This is a genomic window from Lutibacter citreus, from assembly GCF_003260195.1.
Classification (GTDB): domain Bacteria; phylum Bacteroidota; class Bacteroidia; order Flavobacteriales; family Flavobacteriaceae; genus Lutibacter; species Lutibacter citreus.
Genome location: NZ_QEIH01000004.1, coordinates 231,608 through 252,004, shown reverse-complemented (window position 1 = coordinate 252,004; position 20,397 = coordinate 231,608). Strand labels below are relative to the sequence as shown.

Sequence of the window (20,397 nt, the reverse complement as noted above, 5' to 3'; positions counted from 1 at the left end):
TTGAAAAAAACGCCAAACATATCATAAGATTTGTGTGGCGTTCTTGGTTTTATTTTAAATGAATACTAATCATTCCAGTGTTCGTCAATTACTTTTTGAATATGTGGGTATTTATCTCCATCTTCTTCATTAAGTTCCTTACGTTTTGCTGTTAATTGTTCTTTTAAATTAGTAATAATATCTTTGTAAGCAGGATCTTTGTATGCATTGTTAGATTCAGTAGGGTCTTTACTTAAGTCGTAAAACTCCCAAGCCGCTGGTGTATGTAATTCAAATCTATTACCCCAACTTGCTTTGTTCCAAACAGCACCTGGTTTATCTGTATCTACCCAATATCTTCCATAGAAGAAAATTAATTTGTATTGTTTTGTTCTTATTCCAAAATGAGCAGGGTTTGCATGTGCGTGCGCCATATGCATCCAATAACGGTAATATGTAGATTGTTGCCAACCTTCAGGTTCTTGTCCTGTTTCTAAAATATGTTTAAAACTATGACCTTGCATTTCTTCTGGTGGCGTTCCGCCAGCCATCTCAATTAAAGTAGGAGCAAAGTCTGTATTATTTATAATAGCATCAGTTCTTGTACCAGCTTTTATTTTTTCAGGATAACGAACAAAGAAAGGCATTCTAAAAGCTTCTTCGTACATCCAACGTTTATCAATATAATCGTGTTCACCTAACATAAAGCCTTGGTCACCTGTATAAACAATAATTGTGTTGTCATACAATCCTTCAGCTTTTAAATATTCAATTAAACGAGCTACGTTATCATCAACACCTTTAACGCAACGTAAATAACGTTTTACGTATTCTTGGTAAGTTGCAGAGGTATATTCTTTATCATTTAAATTATCAGCTTGGTGAATGTCAAAATCAGGATTGTTTCTTTTAGTGTATTGTTTACTCCAAATACGCATTCCCATATTTCTTATGGTATTTCTTTTTGAAACGGAAGAACCAATAACAGATAATAATTCTCCATTTTCACCTTTTGTAGCAATAGAACCATTATTAGCATTGTCGTATAAGTTTGCTGGTTCTGGAATAAAAGTATCGGCTAAATAATCTTTATATCTTGGTGCATATTCAAAATCATCATGTGGCGCTTTGTATTGGTGAAATAAAATAAAAGGTTTTGTTTTATCTCTTTTGTTTTTTAACCAATCTAAAGATATATCGGTAACAATGTCTGAACTGTAACCCATATATTGTTTTCCTTCATATGAAGGGTCTGTTTCTTCTGCAAAGTGCATTCCTGTTTGAGTTAAATAAGGATCAAAATAAGAACCTTGCTGACCGTGTTTTGTAAAAACATTATAATAATCAAAATTAGGTTCAGCTTTTAAATGCCATTTACCAATCATTGCTGTTTGATAACCCAATTTTTTCATTTCAATTGGTAAGTATTGATGATTCATTGGTAATTCACCTTCTAAATCTAAAACGCCATTTGCTTGACTGTGTTGACCACTCATAATAGCAGCTCTACTTGGAGTACAAATTGAATTATTTACGAAACAATTATCAAAAATAATACCTTCATTCGCTATTTTATCTAAAGTAGGAGTAGGGTTTAAGCCAGCTAATCTACTACCATAAATACCAAAAGCTTGAGTTGTGTGATCATCAGACATTATGTAAATAATGTTTGGTTTTTTTGGAGGTTCAGGTTTTGCTTTTTCTGAACACGATGTTCCTATTGCTAATAAGAAGCAAAGAATAAATATTCTATTAATCATTTTTAATTGAATTGAAATTATTGTGAGTATAAAGGTCGTTTTTTAATATGTTTTGAATTACCACATATGTTTTTTTTTAGGAAATTATTATGTTTTTTAAATTTTGTGTGTAGATTTTTGTAGATGCATAAAAGAGTGATAAAAATATAAAATTAGTCATTCTTAAATTGTTTTAGAATCACATAATTCTGTATATCAGAAAAGTAAGGTGAGACCCTGAGATAAATTTAGGGTGATGTATGAACCATATAACAGAAAAGGAATGTACAAATAGATAATATCCTAAGTCTTAATTTTTATTAGTTGTTTAAAACTAGTCAAAAAAAAACCACCTCAATTGAGGTGGTTTTAAAATACTATTTTATTTAATCTTAGTGATCATCTTCAGAAAAACCAGTTTTTCTATAACCAGAAATTACATAACTTTCATCACGAGTACTATCATAAGTTACACCAACATATTCCCAAGCAAATTCTTCTACTTCAGGATCTGCTCTTAAATTAACAGGTACGCTGTAACTTGTAAATTTAACTGTACCACTTAATAACTTTATTTTAATGTAAAGACTATCAACAGGGTTTCCACTAGCTGTAGTTCCTGCATCTGATAAGATTTTACCCTCAACAATAAAATTTCTAATATAGTCTCTATCTTCAACTAATTCCTCATTTGAAGCAGAAGGAGTACTACTAGGTAATTCTACAGCTAAAAGGTTATTAGTTAGCTCATCAAAATTTGTACTAGTAGAGCTAAATGATTCTGAATTACCTTGTAAAGAAAATTTGCTTTTTAAAGGGAAAATATGTTCAGTATCTTCCATCCAAATTTCATTTTCAACATTATCAGAAGTGTTATAGATCAATATTTTTTGACCATCATAGTCGTAAGATAGAAAGGTATCAGCCCCATCTTCACTTAATAATTCCCAGAAATAAGTTCCTGAATAGTTTAGTGTATTACTGTCCCATACTTCTACATCTTCATTACAAGAATTTATTGTAAAAGAAAATAATATTAATGAGATATATATTATATTTTTTTTCATGTTTTCTGTTTTATTGTTTAATTAAAGTTACATCTCTTTTAGTACCACCACCACTGGAAATAAGGTGATGGAATGTAGTTCCTGTTAATGTTGGATCAAAAACATCCCAAGGACCCCAAACGGAATTAACTATTAGAGCTCCGAAACTTTGACCATCACCATTTACATAAAAATAGCCACTAAGTTTGTATACGGGACCATATCCAAAACCTATATTGTAACGTCCTCCAATAAAGTCTGTACAATAATATAAACCATCTCCAAGATGTGTAATTGTTGTAACATCAGTATGTGTTCCAGTACTTACAACACCTGTATATGTTCCAGCATAAATATCAGAAGTAGAACGATCTGCAGGAGCAACAAATACGTTTCTAACAATTGATTTACCAAAGCCATCTACATTTACTATGTTGTATTCTACTTGGTAATAACCTATTGTGTTCGTGTCAACTGTTCCAGAAACTGTTATTTGATCGGTAACATCAGTTTCACCTTCAAATGCAATAGCTCCAGGATCAACAAAAGATCCTCCTTGGTCAACGATCATGTTTTCATCACCAATAAATTCTATATCATTATAGAAGGTAACTCTTGAAACTCCTTCTGTTTCGTTATCTTGTTCACAAGACATGAAGAGAACAAGTAAAACAGGAATTATTTTATAAATTAATTTGTTCATAATTTAATTTTTTTTAATATTATTTACCAATTTTTTGATTCCACCAAACTTTTTCTAATAAATCCACTTTTTGAGATGGAGCATTTTCATTTCTATTAAGAACAGCAGAAGGATAAACAGGTGAAGCAGGTAAGTTTCCATTTGTTTTTGCTCTACCATTTACTGAAACTGTAAAGTCTCCAACTGGGAAATTTAAGTAAGCAAAATTACGATCAGCTTTAACATCAATTTCACTAACAGCAGGATATTTAGTTCTATTACGTTCTAAGAAAGATTCAATATGTTGATAGTTTGCATTGGCAACCCATTTTTGCATTGAAATTTCTTTGATATTCTCTTCAACAGTACCATTTACCCATTGAGCATAACCAGTTGTAATAATATCATTATTAGTTATAGAATTTTGAGCTAAAGAAGCTTGAACTCCCATATCATAGTACATTTTAGCATTTGCTACATCATTAGCTCTTGCATAAACTTCTGCTATATAAAAAGCTACTTCCCAATCAGACATAATCATTAAGTCCATATCTGCAGTAAAAATAGCTTCACTATAATCTTCATCTTCATCTTTTGTACCATTTAAATCTGAATCTTTTTTAGAATCAAAATCACCAAAGAAAGCTCCTAAATGACCTCCAGAAGGAGCTGTAAATAAAGCGTCTATACGAGGGTCATTATTAGTGTTTAAATAATCTATAAAAGTTTTACATCCAATAACATTAGTAGCTAAGTAATTAGCACCACCAGTTGAAAATTCTCTCATAGGGTGTTTTTTACCTTCAGTATCATCTGACCAATAGCTTCCATCAATTTTAGCTGAACTAGTTAAAAAAGAATTATTAGATATGAATGTTACTAATTCTGCATTGTTATAACCACTAGTTTCTGATAAACGAATCATTAATTTTAACTTAAGAGAAGTTGCAAATTTAGTCCATTGCTCCATATCTCCTTGATAAATAAAATCGAATGAATTAGCAATAGTTAAATCAGTAGCATCTATAGCTAATAAAGCATCTATTCTAGTTAAAAGATCAGCATATATATCAGATCCACTATCAAATACAGGAGATTTTAAATCCTCATCACCTTTTAAAGCTTCAGAGTAAGGAATATCACCCCATAAATCTGTCATAATTTGCCAAGTGTAAATTGATAATGCTTCAGCAATATAATAGTATCCTTGATTATCTGCGTCTGTTGATAATGTTTTAATACGTTTTAAATCATTAAGAGTTCCTGCTGTTAAACCTTGGTAGGCAGCGTTAAAATCTGTTTCTTGATACTCGCACAAAGTTTTAAATTGTGATGCTGTATAAGACTGTGTCCAGTATTCACTCCAATAAGCTCCTCCAAAACCTAAGTCCCAGCCCATTAAGTTATTTCCTATTTGCACTTGTGCACTTGGTAAAAGAATTTCTGGTGCATCTGTGTCTCCTAATACATTAGGATCTTTATTTACATCTAAATAACTGTCGCAACTACTTGCGAAAATTGCTAGAGCTATAAATGTTAATTTTATTATATGTTTTTTCATTATTTAAGTTTTATAGATTAATATTTAATCCAAGTGTGAAAACTTCATTTGTTGGATTAGCTCTGAATTCCCCAAATTTAGCATCTAAATCATTACCAAAAGTAGTAGTTTCAGGATCTATGTAAGGATTTTCTTTAGGTGTCCAAAGTAAAAAATTACTAGCTGTAAAAGAAACTTTTATTGACTCTACATTTAATTTATCACAAAAGTTTTTTTCAACATTATAACCTAAAGTTACATTTCTTAATTTAAGATAAGATCTGTCAATAACGTTAAATGAATCTCCTTCAAAACCTCCATTGCTATAAAAAGTATGCAATGCTGTTGGATCAACAGGAGTTGTGTTTTCAGTAAATGTACCATCCCCATTATCAATCACTGAATTAGGTATAAGGAATGCATTACGATCATTTAATACACTTTCAGGAGAACTTCCTGTCCAGTGCATATAATCTTTAGTACCTGAATAAATATAACCACCATATCTATAATCTAAAGTTCCAGTAAGAGATAAACCTTTCCAAGTGAAAGTATTTGTTAATCCCATTCTGTATTTTTCGTTGATATCTTTATTTAAAAGTACTTGATCAGTAGTAGCTTGTGGGTTACCAGAACCATCAACTACAGTGTATTCTTCACCATTTATAGTAGTTTTTTGAGCTGTAGCAAATTTAAATTGACCTAGCGCCATTCCTTCAACTGCATACATACCACCATCTCCAAAACCAGATAAAAATACTTCTTCAACATCTAATTTTTCAACTTTGTTGTCGTTTGCAGAATAGTTCCAGTTTACGTTCCAAGTAAAATTATCAGTTCTTATTGGTTTAAAATTAACACTTAACTCAATACCTTTATTTCTTACATCACCAAGATTAGAAGTAACAGAAGTATAACCACTTGATGGATCAACTGGCAAAGAAGCGATTAATCCTTCAGTAAATCTATTATAATAAGAAACTTCAAAACCAACACGATTATCAAGCATATTATTTTCAATACCAATCTCAAATTCTTTAGTTATTTCAGGTTTAAGCGCTGAATTACCTAATACATTTGATGCAGTATATGAGTTTACACCACCTAAAGGAAATGTTAAGTCATCAACATCAGGAAAACCTGGGTTAGCAGAGTAACCAGCAACATATCTATCAAAAACTCTATAAGGATCTGCATCATTACCTGTGCTACCATAAGCTACTCTTAATTTTGTGAAATTAAAAATACCAGTATCTACATCTTTAGATCTTAAGTAATCAGTTAATAAAAAACTTAAAGTTGAACCTCCATAAAAGAAAGAATTATTTTCAGTTGGCAAAGTAGAAGACCAGTCATTTCTTCCTGTTAAGTTCATAAATAAATAATTATTTAAACTTAAATCTACACTAAGGTAAGCACCTACTAATCTTCTGTGTTGTTCGTATTGTGTTGCTTGAGCAGGTGTTAAACTATTAATTAAGTTATAATAACCAGGAACATCTATTGAAGTAATAGCTCCTTCAAGATAATTAGATTTTCTATCATTAGCATTAAATCCTAATACAGTGTTTAAATCTAAACCTTCAGTTAAGCTTTTATTGTAAGTGAAATTTAAATCATGATTTACTTGTGTTCTTTCTCTTCTTAGTTGAGAATAATTACCTGGAGTTTCTGAATCAGACCCAGAATTTGGTGAATCAGGACTAAAAGCGATAATACCTTGGTGAGTATCTGCTGTAGAGTTTTCAACATCTGCACCAAAACGATACGTTAAAGATAAATTATCAAGTATTTTATAATCAAGTTGAAATTTACCAAAGAATTTGTTTTTATTCTGAACGGCACTATCATTATTAAGTACAAAATAAGGATTTACTCCATAAGGTGTAAAATAATTATCAGGAGTATTGAATGGATTCGTTTGATCTTCCATATCTACAATAGATAAATCATTAGCAATTTCATAAAGAGATTGATAAGTTGATGAACCTTGTCCTGAAGGTACTGAACTTGTTTGTTCATTACTAAAATTAACAGAAGTACTTATTTTTAATTTTTTATAAGTATGAGATCCTCTTGTAGCAATTGTAAATCTTTCATAAGTATCTTTATCGCCTGGAATTACTCCATCAACACTATTGTGTGATAATGAAAAATAGTAATCTGTAGTTTCATTTCCTCCTGAAAGAGATAATGAATTTTTATAGTTTTCACCATAATCATAGAAATCTCTAATTGTATTTTTTAAATATACATAAGGCTTAATTTGTTGACTGTTATTTACTACACGTCCCCAAACTCTATCAACACCATCATAAGCAGCACCCCAGTTTCCGTTTTCATCTAAAGCTCTATCTCCACTCCATCCTTGTCCGAATTGAGTTTGACTTTCAGGAAGGTGTCCAACACGAGAAATACCATAAGAACTATCAAAACTAACTCTTAATTTACCGCTTTCACCTTTTTTAGTAGTAATCATGATAATACCATTGGCAGCACGAGAACCATAAAGTGCAGTTGCAGCAGCTCCTTTTAAAACTGTTAAGTTTTTAATATCGTTTGGATTAATAGAGTTAATACCAGAACCGAAATCTACTTGATTATTTAAATCACTACCCGATCTACTTTGAGTATTTGTTAATGGAACACCATCAACAATATAAAGAGGTTGGTTGTTACCAAAAGAAGAAGCTCCACGAATTATTACGTTTTGTGTAGCTCCAGGACCTGGTGCTGTTGAAACATCTAAACCTGATACTTTACCTTGTAAAGCAGTCATTGGGTTTACAGCTTGAGATTCATTAATGTCTGCTCCGGCTACTGAAGTCATTGCATAACCAATAGCTTTCTTTTGTTTAGAAACTCCCATTGCAGTAATAACTATTTCATCTAGTGCTTCAGCACTTTCTTTCATAGTTACGTTAATAACATTTGAAGAACCAACTGTTCTTTCTGTTTGGGTCATTCCAATGTAGCTAAATTGTAATACAGCTCCTGTAGCTGCTTTTACAGAATATTTACCATCAAAATCAGTCTGAGTACCCATATTTGTACCTTTAACAATTACTGTTACACCAGGTAGGGGCCCGCTTGAATCGGAAACTACACCAGTAACAGTTTTTTCTTGCGCAAAAGATATTTGCACCATTAACGCTAGTAATAGCGTTAATAAACCATTAAACTTTGTTTTCATTATATAATTATTTGAATTAATTAGGTCAAAAATCTTAATAATTTGTTAATAAACCAAACTTTTATGTGTTAAAATATTAAATTATGTTAAAAAACAGTTACTATGTGTTAATATATGATAGAATCTAGAATGAGGTGAGTTAAATGTATTCTAAATGTTTTGTGAAGTATTCTAAAATATAAAATTAAACAAATTTAATTAAACTTACTATATTTTTAATTGAAATTTATTTGGTATTAAAATAGAAGGCCTGTAATGGAAAGAATAAAATAATGATTTTTATTTTAAATGCTGGATTTTGGATATCATACATAATTCTTTTGTAGGGTATAAAAAACAAAATCCTACTAAATATTTTAAGATTTAGTAGGATTGTTGTTGTTTAAATAAAAGCTAAAAGATTAAATTAAGCTTTTATTAATTGATATTAATATATATCCCAAAATAATTTTGTTTCAGCTTTGTCACCACCAATAGTTGATGCAGCAGAAGTATAATTAGTGTTATTTAATGTTTGTTCAATAACTGGGTATAAATACCTCATAGGATATCCACTTACTGGTTCAGTAGGAGTTGCCATAATAGGGTAATCTAATAATCTAATTGACGTCCAAGCTTCAAGACCTCTATTAAATAAAGCAATCCATTTTTGATTTCCAATAACTTCTTTCCAAGGTGTAGCTGAAGTGCTTGCAGCTATAGCAGTTGTATAATCTACATTTGCCTGAGTTAAGTATGCAGTTGCATCACCAGCTTGCCAAAATTCAAAAGAGGCTTTTATTCCATTATCATAATGACTGTTAGCAGTTCCTCCAACAGCAAAATTTCTAGCTGCAGCTTCTGCTAATAAGAACTCAACTTCAGCATAATCAAGTATAATTCCAGGCTCAACAGCATCTTCAACTCTAGGAGTTACTTGTGAATGTGATGAAAAACTTGAAGATGCACCAATAACACCGCCTTTATAAGTACCATCACTAATAGGAAGGAAGTAAGAAGATATTCTTGGGTCGTTAAGAGAGTTCATCATATCAATAATTGTTTTACCGGCAACATAATCATGTCTTCCGCTTAAAACCATATTATCATGAATTGGATTTGTGTTTGGATCTGAAGATAAATATGTAAATCCAGCATTATCAGCATTACTTGTAAACACTCCATCAGCAACAGCGCTCTCAACAGTTGTTTTCGCAAATTGACTATCTATATCAGATAATAAGATTCCCATTCTTAATTTTAAAGAAGCAGCAAACTTTTTCCATGACATTACATCACCACCATAAATTCTATCAGCATTTCCAAAACTTTCTAAACTAGGATCTAGATCATTAATTGCTGCTGCTAATTTACCCACTAAAGCTTTATATGTAGTTTCACCATCATCATATTTTGGTAATAAATTATCAATATCTAATGCTTCAGTAAAAGGCACATCGCCATAAGTTTCAATTAAAACACTATATGTAAATACATTTAGAATTTCAATAATTGCCAATTTATTTGGTTTTAAAGCGTTAAGTTCATTTGTAGTATAAGTAGTATTTTCAATTACAGTGGCAGATTCATCTAAATCTTTTAATACATCTTTGTATAATACACTCCAATTGTTGTCTGGAATACTTCTTGTTGTTTGATCGTAATTACTTTCATCAGTATAGGTTGTTTCAGTTAAATATTGCGCCCATAATTTAGCGTTATTATTATTTACATTTAAATCAATCATTTGATCAACCAAATTCTTTTGTGCACCGGTAAACAAACTTTCGCCAGGCACAGCAGCAGGATCTTTAATGTTCTTATTTAAATCTTCAAGATTATCAGAACAAGAGACTAAAATTATAGCCGTTATTAGTATTATTATTTTTTTCATCATTGTTTTTTTTAAAATTGTAGTTTAACATTAAAACCGAAATCTCTAGTTGTAGGTAAAGAACCTGTTGAGTAACCTTGTAAGTTACCAGCTGAAAGACCTGATTCTGGATCAGCATGAGGTAGGTTTTTACTAATTATCCAAACATTTGAACCAGTTAAACTAAGTGAAGCACCTGTTAAGAATGTTTTGTCCATTAATGCTTTATCAAAATTATAAGTTATTGCGATCTCTCTTAATTTTACATAACTAGCGTCATATACAAAAGCAGCATTAGGTAATCCTCTACGGTATCCTTGAGCTCCATAATTTGAAGATGCTATTCTTGTTGTATTAGTTGATCCATCAGGATTAACTCCAGGGTTGATAAATCCACCACCGTCAGCTAAAGTATTTCTATTTGGGTTTCCTAAATCATTAATGAAAGCTGTTTCAGCAGGTAAACCAGTTGCAAGCCCATAAGCTTGATCTAAAGAAAATATACTCCCACCTTGTTGAATATCAATTAAAAAACTGAAAGAGAAGTTTTTATAGCTAAAGCTGTTTGAAATCCCCATTAACCAATCTGGATTTGTATCTCCAATTACTACATCTGATGTAGAAGAAGCAATGTATTGACCATTACTAGGGTCAACAACTTTTTCTCCATTTATATATGTATAATCAGTTCCTTGAATTGTACCATAAGGTTCACCAACTCTTGCGTTAATAGTAATACCTTGTTGAAAGCTACCTAATTGAAGGTTGTCAATTCCATCTTCAAGAGAAATTACTTGGTTTTTGTTTTGTGACCAGTTTACAAGTACATCCCATTTAAAGTCTGTATTTTTAATTGGTGTTCCAAATAAGGTTAATTCAACCCCTTTATTTTCAATTTCACCAGCGTTTAAAACTTTTGAAGTATATCCTGAAGCTCTTGAAACCGGAACTCCAAAAATTTGATCAACAGAATTTGTTTTATAATAAGCAAAGTCAAATCCTAATCTGTTTTTTAAGAATTTCATGTCTAAACCAACTTCAAAACTATTTGTAGTTTCTGGTTTTAAATCAACATTTTTCTTAACATTATCAACTGAAGTACTTGGTGCACCCGGTGGAATGTTCACATTATATGTGTCATATAAAAAGTCGAATGGAGCACTATTACCTACTTGAGCATAGTTCATTCTTAACTTACCAAAAGTTAACCAATCTTGATCTATAAATTTTGTAAATACAAAACTAGTTGCAATAGATGGGTAGTAAAAAGTACTATGATCTTCTGGTAATGTAGAAGAGTGGTCTCTTCTAATAGTACCGTCTATAAAAAATGTGTTATCGTATCCAAATGATACACTGGCATATAAACCATCAACTCCAATTTTAGAAGCAACTTCTTCTGGTAATGGAAGTGGACCTACACTATTTTGTAATGAATATAATTTAGGGACACTTAATCCACCTGCTGTAGAAGCGTAGATAGATTCAAAATTAGTTCTTCTTGTATTAGACCCTAAAATTCCTTTTAAATTTATTTTATCAGTTAAGTCTTTATTAAAATTAATCATTAAGTCATAATTAGTTTCAGTAAAGTTTATGTTTTTTCTTCCATAACCTGAGTCTACAGTTCCTCTACTTACACCAAAGTCACTAGGAACACTTCCGTTTGCTCTTCGTTCTTCTTGTAATTCAGAATATGTATCAGCAGCAACTCTACCAGTAACGTTTAACCAATCATTAATTTCATAGTTTAAAGAAATATTTCCAATAAACCTGTTTCTAACGTCTGTTTGGTAATTTTCATATCTACTCCAGTATGGGTTATCCCAGAAAATAGGAGCCGAACCAGCTTCAGATGTTGAAGGGTTCCAAGTAACATTTCTTCCTGTTGAAAAATAGATATCTTTTTGATCTTGAAGGTCAACGTTAGTTTGCCACCATTGTTTAAACATCCCAAGAATATTATCATTGTAACCAGTAGAACTACGTCCTTTACCGTTTGTTTTAATGTAATTAGCATATCCGGTAGCTGTTAACTTATCATTAAGTTTAGCGGTACCAGTCATAGAAAAGTTATTCTTCTTGATAGAACTATTTGGTAACAATCCTGATTGATCAAAATTTGTATAATTTAATCTAAATGAACCATCTTCAGATCCTCTTTGAAGAGAAACTGAGTTAGTTAATGTAACTGGATTTTCAAAAAAAGAATTTGGATTATTTTTAGCAGCTATCCATGGTGTAGCTGTTCTGTAATTTGGTGAGTCTGGATCAAAAGAATCCCATTGATAAACCAATAAGCTTGGATCAAATGGAGCTCCAAAAGAACCATCTTCAGTATAAAGTGCAACTTGATCAGGATTTCCATCACCAGTTACATCTTCAGAGTACCATTGGCTGTTTGGTCCATCGTAATATTGTCCATACCCAGCACCATATTGTTCTTGGTATTTAGTAAAAGTGCTTTTGTCTTCAGTACCAATTGTTACTCCAGAATTTATGGTAATTCCAAATCCTTTAGATTTCCCACCTTTTTTAGTAGTAATCATTATTACACCATTTGCAGCTCTAGAGCCGTATAGTGCAGATGCAGCAGCACCTTTTAAAATATTTATAGATTCAATATCTTCAGGGTTAATATCAGAAGCTGCATTACCATAATCATAATAACCACCAACAGCTTGAGCTTGATCAGGATCATTACTATTATTGTTACTAACAGGAACTCCATCAATAACAAATAAAGCTTGATTGCTCCCAGTTAATGAAGCATTACCTCTAATAACAACATTGGTTGATCCACCCATGTTATTATTTTTCTTAATTTGTATACCCGAAGCTTTACCTGATAAGGAATTTACAAAATTTGAACTTTTTACTTTAGTTATTTCTTCCCCACCAACTTTTTGGGTTGAATAACCTAATGATTTTTTGTCTCTTGAAATACCAAGGGCAGTAATAACAATTTCATCAAGGGCCTCTGCACTTTCAGACATTATTACATTAATAACATTAGAAGAGCCTACAGTTTTTTCAACTGAATTCATTCCAACAAAACTAAACTGAATAATAGCTCCGCTAGAAGCTTTAATTGAGTAGTTTCCATCAAAATCTGTTTGAGTACCAGTTTTTGTGCCTTTTGTAATTACTGTTACACCTGGCAGTGGTCCGCTTGCATCGGAAACATTACCAGTAACAGTTTTTTCTTGTGCAAATGAAATCTGCACTATTAACGCCAGTAGTAGCGTTAACATACCATTAAACTTTGTTTTCATTATATAATTATTTGAATTAATTTCGTTAAAAATCATAATAATTTGTTAATATTCCTAATATTTATATGTTAAAATCACAATGAATGTTAAATATCAATGGTGATATGTTAAAATAGAATACAAAATTTTAACAAGAAGAAAGATTTGTTTTTAAGTTTTCTAAGTTTTAGCTTAAGCGAAGAATTTAGGGTTAAAACGCACATAAATGAATGTATAATTCTTAAATATTCTTTTAAAAAAAGTAAGACATCTTAATGTGAAATTTAGCATTTGAAAATTGAAACGAATCTAAATTAGTTTTTCCAAGAACATAGCTAATATTGAAATTTGTATTTTTTTGTCTAAAATTATATCCTAAACCAATACTAGTTAGGTTCTTTAAAGGTTCGTTGCTGTTGTTGTTAATAAATCCAAAATCAGAAACTGTGAAAAGATAGTTTGAACTGTTCACGAAAAGTTGATATTCAATATTAGTAATATTGTAATTTGAAGTTAAAATACTTTGTTCGTCAAAACCTCTAATAGAATTAAATCCTCCAATTTGAAATAATTCATTTTGAAATAATTTTTTAGAAGTTAATATTTCAATATTATTTTTAATTGAAATTTTACTTTTTGCACCTAATTTGGTTTTATATGAAGTGTGAAACTGAAATTTGTCTTGTTTTACTTGGTCTGAATTTGAAGATCTAGTTCCTGTTAAATAATTCAACTTTATAAATAAAAAATTATTGGTGGTTTTTGAATGTTCAAAACTATATGAAATTCCAAATAAATTTTTAGAATAGTTTTTTAGATTAAATTCATCATTATTAAGTGTTGTGTTTGAAGATTCAAAATTAACAATCCCTCCAATAGATTGATTTTTTAGGTAATTGTAATTGAAATTTATAGTTGTATTTCGATTGGTGTAGGTGGAGTCGTTTCTTTGAAGGTTAAATTCACCTTCAAAACCTAATTTAGATTTAAAAATATATGGAGCTTTATAAATTAAAACCAAAGATCTTTTTTTACCATCACTACTTCTCCAATTTAAAGAAATATTTTCTCCTCTGTTAAATGTGTTTGAAAGGTTTAAATTTATATATCCAGTTAAATTAATATTTTTAGAATCTTCTTTATTTGAAAAACCAATCAACCCGTCAAATTGATTCTCAGTTTTTTTTTTGAGATATACATATAATATTGTAGAATCTTTTTTAAATAATACTTCAGGTTTTTTTGATTGGAATAAATATGGGATACTATTCAGCTTTTCAGTTATATGATCTAATTCAGTTTTGTTGAAAATTGTTCTCTTATTAAAATGTAATTTGTTTTTAATAATTTTTAAAGGAAACTCATCATAGCCTTTAATAATAATTTTATCAATTTTTCTTTTGTAAGTATTATCTATTTTAAGCTTAGCTGTAAGAATGTTATTTCTTAATTTAATATTGTTTAATGAAACTTTAATAAAGGTGTTTCCTTGCTTTGTGTAAAAATCTTTTATTTGGGTAAGATTGGATTCTAGTTTTTCTGTTGTAGTTTCAAAAAAGTTATTCGAAAAATTTTCTGAAAGTTCTTCAAGAAGATTTTTATCTAAAGAATTTTGAGCAATATTAATTCTAATTTTTTTTATTCTTTTATTTAATATGAATGTACAGGTATATAAATCCTTTTTACGTTTAATATTGTATTCATTATTAATGTATCCTTTTTGGGTTAAATTTTTAGAGATGGATTCTATTTCATTGTAAATCTCATTTTTATTATTATGTTGCTTATTGTAAAATATTGAATTTAAAACATTCATTTCTAGGCTGTCTTTTGCCATTATTTTTAGTTCAATATTTTGGCCAATTCCAATATTAGATGTTAAAAATAGGTAAATAAGTAGAGAGGATATTTTTAAATATTGCTTCAATTTAGTTGAAATTACATTGTGAATATACTGTATAAATATTGTGTAAATAGTATTTTTTAAAATAAAATATCTACATGTTTGATTAACAATAAATTATTTGTACATTTGCACACTCTTAGAAAAGAGCTAAGAATTAAAAAATAATTAATAACAAGATTTTAGTATGCCAACAATTTCGCAATTAGTACGAAAAGGAAGAACCAAAATAACTAAGAAGAGTAAATCGGCTGCTTTAAATTCATGTCCTCAAAGAAGAGGGGTTTGTACACGTGTTTACACTACAACACCAAAGAAACCAAACTCAGCAATGCGTAAAGTTGCAAGGGTAAGGTTAACAAATGGTAATGAAGTAAATGCTTATATACCTGGAGAAGGACATAATTTACAAGAGCACTCGATAGTATTAGTTAGAGGTGGAAGGGTTAAAGATTTACCAGGAGTTAGATATCATATTGTTCGTGGAGCATTAGATACAGCAGGTGTTGATGGAAGAACACAACGTCGCTCTAAGTACGGTACAAAAGCACCTAAAAAGTAATTTAAAAACTTTAATGTAAAGACATGAGAAAAAGAAAGGCGAAAAAAAGAGTTCTTTTACCGGATCCTAAATTTAATGATCAGTTAGTAACACGTTTTGTGAATAACTTGATGTGGGATGGTAAAAAATCTGTAGCTTTTAAAGTTTTTTACGATGCTTTAGATATCGTAGAACAAAAGAAACAAGATGAAGAAAAATCAGGATTAGAGCTTTGGAAAGATGCATTAAGTAATGTAATGCCACAAGTTGAAGTGCGTAGCCGTCGAGTAGGTGGTGCAACATTTCAAATCCCAATGCAAATTAGACCAGACCGTAAAGTGTCAATGGCTATAAAATGGCTGATTTCATATTCAAGAAAACGTAATGAAAAATCTATGGCTCAGCGTTTAGCTGCTGAAGTGTTAGCTGCTGCGAAAGAAGAAGGTGCTGCTGTTAAGAAAAGAATGGATGTTCATAAAATGGCTGATGCTAATAAAGCATTCTCTCATCTTAGATTTTAATTATAGTTAAAAATGGCAAGAGATTTAAAATATACAAGGAATATAGGAATTGCTGCTCATATTGATGCTGGTAAAACAACATGTACAGAGCGTATCTTATATTATACAGGAGTTTCTCATAAAATAGGTGAAGTACATGATGGTGCAGCAACTATGGACTGGATGGAGCAAGAGCAAGAAAGAGGTATTACAATTACTTCTGCAGCTACAACATGTGAATGGCAGTTTCCAACAGAAAATGGTAAACCAGCGGCAAATGCTAAAGGATATCACTTTAATATAATAGATACTCCAGGTCACGTTGATTTTACGGTTGAAGTAAACCGTTCATTACGTGTGCTTGATGGTTTAGTATTCTTATTTAGTGCAGTTGATGGTGTTGAGCCTCAGTCTGAAACTAACTGGAGACTAGCTGATAATTATAAAGTTCCAAGAATTGGTTTCGTTAATAAAATGGACCGTCAAGGATCTAACTTTTTAGCAGTTTGTAAACAAGTAAAAGAAATGTTAGGTTCTAATGCAGTGCCTATTGTTTTGAATATTGGTGATGAAGATGAATTTAAAGGTGTAGTTGATTTAGTGAAAAATCGTGCAGTTGTATGGCATGATGAAACACAAGGATCTACTTTTGATATTGTTGATATCCCAGAAGACTTAAAGGAGGAAGCTCATATATTACGTGGTAAACTTATTGAAGAAGTTGCTGCATATGATGATGCTCTTTTAGAGAAATATATGGAAGATGAAAATTCTATTACAGAAGATGAAATTCACGCTGCATTGCGTGCTGCTGTAATGGATATGTCTATCATTCCTATGGTTTGTGGTTCTGCTTTTAAAAATAAAGGAGTTCAATTCTTATTAGATGCTGTATGTAGATATTTACCTTCACCAACTGATAAAGAGGGTGTTTTAGGTATAAATCCAAAAACAGAAGAACAAGAAATTCGTAAGCCAGATGTTAAAGAACCTTTTGCAGCTTTAGCGTTTAAAATTGCAACTGACCCTTATGTTGGTCGTTTAGCATTTTTCAGAGCTTATTCTGGTCGTTTAGATGCAGGTTCATATATTTTGAATTCTCGTTCAGGTAAAAAAGAACGTATTTCACGTATATACCAAATGCACTCTAACAAACAAAATGCAATAGATTATATTGAAGCTGGAGATATTGGAGCTGGTGTTGGTTTTAAAGATATTAAAACTGGAGATACTATGTGTGATGAGAAACATCCTATCGTTTTAGAATCGATGGATTTTCCAGATCCAGTTATTGGTATAGCTGTTGAGCCTAAAACAAAAGCTGATGTTGATAAATTAGGAATGGCTTTAAGTAAATTAGCTGAAGAAGATCCTACTTTTACTGCAAAAACTGATGAAAATTCAGGTCAAACAATTATTTCTGGAATGGGTGAATTACACTTAGAGATTATTGTAGATCGTTTAAGACGTGAGTTTAAAGTTGAAGTAAACGAAGGTCAGCCACAAGTTGAATACAAAGAAGCTATTACAGCATCTGCAGATCACCGTGAATCTTATAAAAAGCAATCTGGTGGACGTGGTAAATTTGCTGATATCAAATTTATTATGGAGCCTGCTGATGAAGGTGAAACAGGATTAACTTTTATTAATAATATTAAAGGTGGTAATGTTCCTAAGGAATTTATACCTTCAATTGAAAAAGGTTTCAAAGAAGCTATGAAAAACGGACCATTAGCTGGTTACGAAGTTGATAGTTTAAAAGTTACTTTATATGATGGATCTTTCCACGCAGTGGATTCAGATCAATTATCATTCGAATTGGCTGCGAAATTAGGTTTTAAAAATGCTGCTAAAGCTGCAAAAGCCGTAATTCTTGAGCCTATAATGAAAATTGATGTAGTAACTCCTGAAGAAAACATGGGAGATATTGTAGGAGATTTAAATAGAAGAAGAGGTCAAGTTAACTCAATGGATGATAGAGCTGGTGCAAAAGTTGTAAAAGCAAATGTGCCTTTATCAGAAATGTTTGGATATGTAACTACATTAAGAACATTATCATCAGGTAGAGCATCATCATCAATGGAATTTTCACATTTTGAACAATGTCCAAATAACATTGCTGAAGAAGTAATAGCAAAATCAAAAGGTTAATCTCTAAATTATAAACGATGAGTCAAAAAATTAGAATAAAATTAAAATCGTACGATTACAATTTAGTAGATAAATCTGCTGAAAAAATCGTTAAAACGGTTAAGAATACTGGAGCTGTTGTTAATGGTCCAATTCCATTACCAACTCATAAAAAGATTTTTACAGTATTACGTTCTCCGCACGTAAATAAAAAATCAAGAGAACAATTCCAATTAAGTTCTTATAAAAGATTGTTAGACATTTATAGTTCTTCATCGAAGACTATTGATGCTTTAATGAAACTTGAATTACCTAGTGGAGTAGAAGTAGAAATTAAAGTTTAATTTCACAAAGCCAATTTTATTTGGTTACATGTCCTAAGCGGTAGTCGAGGGAAAAACGGAAGAAAATAAATTCAGGGTTGAATTATTTTCAACCCTGTTTTTTAGATAATAAAAATAAATTAATAATTAATACAAATTAGAATGTCTGGGTTAATAGGAAGAAAAATCGGAATGACCAGCTTATTCGACGAAAACGGGAAGAATATTCCTTGTACAGTAATCGAAGCAGGTCCATGCGTAGTTACCCAAGTCAGAACTGAAGAAATTGATGGGTATAGCGCTCTTCAATTAGGTTTCGATGACAAGAAGGCAAAAAGCTCGAATAAAGCTTTAGATGGTCACTTTAAAAAAGCTGGATCAACTGCCAAGAAAAAAGTTATCGAATTTCAAGATTTTGATGAGGAACACAAATTAGGTGATGAAGTAACAGTTGAATTATTTACCGAAGGTGAGTTTGTTGATGTATCAGCAACTTCAAAAGGTAAAGGATTTCAAGGTGTTGTAAAACGTCACGGATTTGCCGGTGTAGGTCAAGCTACTCACGGTCAACATAACCGTTTAAGAGCGCCAGGATCAATTGGAGCGGCATCTTATCCAGCTAGAGTATTCAAAGGAATGCGTATGGCAGGAAGAATGGGAGGAAAGAAAGTAACAGTTCAAAATTTAAGAGTTTTAAAAGTAGTTGCTGAAAAGAACTTACTTGTGGTTAAGGGAGCAGTTCCTGGTCATAAAAACGCTTATGTAATCATTCAGAAATAATGGAAGTATCAGTTTTAGACATACAAGGAAAAGATACAGGTAGAAAAGTTGAACTTTCTGATGCTGTATATGGAATTGAGCCAAACGATCACGCTGTATATTTAGATGTAAAGCAATTTTTGGCAAACAAAAGACAAGGAACTAGTAAAGCTAAAGAGAGAGCTGAAATTTCTGGTAGTACTAGAAAAATTAAAAAGCAAAAAGGTACTGGTACCGCTCGTGCGGGTAGTATTAAATCTCCGGTATTTAGAGGTGGTGGTAGAGTATTTGGACCAAGACCTCAAGATCATTCTTTTAAATTGAATAAAAATTTAAAAAGATTAGCTCGTAGATCTGCTCTTAGTATTCAAGCAAAAGAGAACAATATTTTAGTTGTTGAAGACTTTAATTTTGAATCTCCAAAAACAAAAAACTTTACAGCTGTTTTAGATGCATTAGGTATTGAAAACAAAAAATCGTTATTTGTGTTTGCTGAACCAAATAAAAATGTATATTTGTCATCGCGCAATTTAAAACGCTTAAAAACAGTAACTAACACTGGATTAAGTACATATGAATTGCTAAATGCAAACAAAGTAATTCTTTCTGAAGGATCTTTAGAAGGAATTGAATCTAATTTAAGCAAATAGGTAGTAGATATGAGTATTTTAATTAAACCTATTATAACGGAAAAAGCAACTAATGATAGCGAGTTATATAATCGTTATGCTTTTGTTGTGAATAAAAACGCTAATAAACTTGAAATTAAAAATGCTGTAGCTTCTGCTTATGGTGTTGAAATTGAAAGTGTAAGAACTATGAATTATCCTGTTCAACGTAATACAAAGTACACTAAAAGTGGAATTGTACAAGCAATGAAAGGAGCTTACAAAAAAGCAATAGTTCAATTAGCTGAAGGAGAAAGTATTGATTTTTATAGCAATATCTAAGAAAGA

15 protein-coding genes are annotated in these 20,397 nt (G+C 31.0%); 7 read left to right on the top strand and 8 right to left on the bottom strand.

Translation table 11 applies throughout. From position 1 onward, the window contains the following. Window positions 1–65: 65 nt before the first annotated feature. From DAD81_RS10190 to DAD81_RS10155, 8 genes are all read right to left on the bottom strand, one after another. Complete coding sequence (locus DAD81_RS10190; protein ID WP_111708157.1) at window positions 66–1,739, bottom strand: sulfatase family protein; 1,674 nt, start codon at window positions 1,737–1,739, stop codon at window positions 66–68. 371 nt (window positions 1,740–2,110) lie between these two features. Beyond that, the gene (locus tag DAD81_RS10185) at window positions 2,111–2,785 is read right to left on the bottom strand and encodes a lipid-binding protein (RefSeq protein ID WP_111708156.1); all 675 of its coding nucleotides are present in this window, start codon (window positions 2,783–2,785) and stop codon (window positions 2,111–2,113) included. Between the two features lie 10 nt (window positions 2,786–2,795). Then, window positions 2,796–3,467, bottom strand: coding sequence for an immunoglobulin-like domain-containing protein (locus DAD81_RS10180; RefSeq protein ID WP_111708155.1), 672 nt, complete (start codon window positions 3,465–3,467; stop codon window positions 2,796–2,798). A gap of 19 nt (window positions 3,468–3,486) precedes the next feature. Further along, on the bottom strand, window positions 3,487–5,007 hold the full coding sequence (locus DAD81_RS10175; protein WP_111708154.1) for a SusD/RagB family nutrient-binding outer membrane lipoprotein: 1,521 nt from the start codon (window positions 5,005–5,007) through the stop codon (window positions 3,487–3,489). Between the two features lie 10 nt (window positions 5,008–5,017). Beyond that, on the bottom strand, window positions 5,018–8,179 hold the full coding sequence (locus DAD81_RS10170) for a SusC/RagA family TonB-linked outer membrane protein (RefSeq protein ID WP_111708153.1): 3,162 nt from the start codon (window positions 8,177–8,179) through the stop codon (window positions 5,018–5,020). A gap of 427 nt (window positions 8,180–8,606) precedes the next feature. Then, on the bottom strand, window positions 8,607–10,052 hold the full coding sequence (locus DAD81_RS10165) for a SusD/RagB family nutrient-binding outer membrane lipoprotein (RefSeq protein WP_111708152.1): 1,446 nt from the start codon (window positions 10,050–10,052) through the stop codon (window positions 8,607–8,609). 11 nt (window positions 10,053–10,063) lie between these two features. After that, complete coding sequence (locus DAD81_RS10160; protein WP_111708323.1) at window positions 10,064–13,306, bottom strand: SusC/RagA family TonB-linked outer membrane protein; 3,243 nt, start codon at window positions 13,304–13,306, stop codon at window positions 10,064–10,066. 232 nt (window positions 13,307–13,538) lie between these two features. Beyond that, a complete protein-coding gene (locus tag DAD81_RS10155) occupies window positions 13,539–15,122 on the bottom strand; it encodes a ShlB/FhaC/HecB family hemolysin secretion/activation protein (protein ID WP_157961113.1) in 1,584 nt (527 codons plus the stop codon). A 253-nt stretch (window positions 15,123–15,375) separates the two neighbouring features. Between DAD81_RS10155 and rpsL the strand changes: the two genes are divergently transcribed. From rpsL to rplW, 7 genes are all read left to right on the top strand, one after another. Then, on the top strand, window positions 15,376–15,750 hold the full coding sequence (rpsL, locus tag DAD81_RS10150) for a 30S ribosomal protein S12 (RefSeq protein WP_068206887.1): 375 nt from the start codon (window positions 15,376–15,378) through the stop codon (window positions 15,748–15,750). 23 nt (window positions 15,751–15,773) lie between these two features. Further along, the gene (gene rpsG / locus DAD81_RS10145; protein ID WP_111708150.1) at window positions 15,774–16,250 is read left to right on the top strand and encodes a 30S ribosomal protein S7; all 477 of its coding nucleotides are present in this window, start codon (window positions 15,774–15,776) and stop codon (window positions 16,248–16,250) included. Between the two features lie 12 nt (window positions 16,251–16,262). Then, window positions 16,263–18,380 carry an elongation factor G gene (gene fusA / locus DAD81_RS10140; RefSeq protein ID WP_111708149.1) on the top strand — a complete coding sequence of 706 codons (2,118 nt, stop codon included), beginning with the start codon at window positions 16,263–16,265 and terminating at the stop codon, window positions 18,378–18,380. Window positions 18,381–18,397: 17 nt separating this feature from the next. Next, complete coding sequence (rpsJ, locus tag DAD81_RS10135; RefSeq protein ID WP_070237956.1) at window positions 18,398–18,703, top strand: 30S ribosomal protein S10; 306 nt, start codon at window positions 18,398–18,400, stop codon at window positions 18,701–18,703. Window positions 18,704–18,844: 141 nt separating this feature from the next. Continuing rightward, window positions 18,845–19,462, top strand: a complete 618-nt coding sequence (gene rplC / locus DAD81_RS10130; protein ID WP_111708148.1) for a 50S ribosomal protein L3 — start codon at window positions 18,845–18,847, stop codon at window positions 19,460–19,462. Then, on the top strand, window positions 19,462–20,091 hold the full coding sequence (gene rplD, locus DAD81_RS10125; RefSeq protein ID WP_111708147.1) for a 50S ribosomal protein L4: 630 nt from the start codon (window positions 19,462–19,464) through the stop codon (window positions 20,089–20,091). Before rplC ends, rplD begins: the two co-directional genes overlap by 1 nt. 9 nt (window positions 20,092–20,100) lie before the next feature. Beyond that, window positions 20,101–20,391, top strand: coding sequence for a 50S ribosomal protein L23 (gene rplW, locus DAD81_RS10120; protein ID WP_111708146.1), 291 nt, complete (start codon window positions 20,101–20,103; stop codon window positions 20,389–20,391). The last annotated feature ends 6 nt before the right edge of the window (window positions 20,392–20,397 follow it).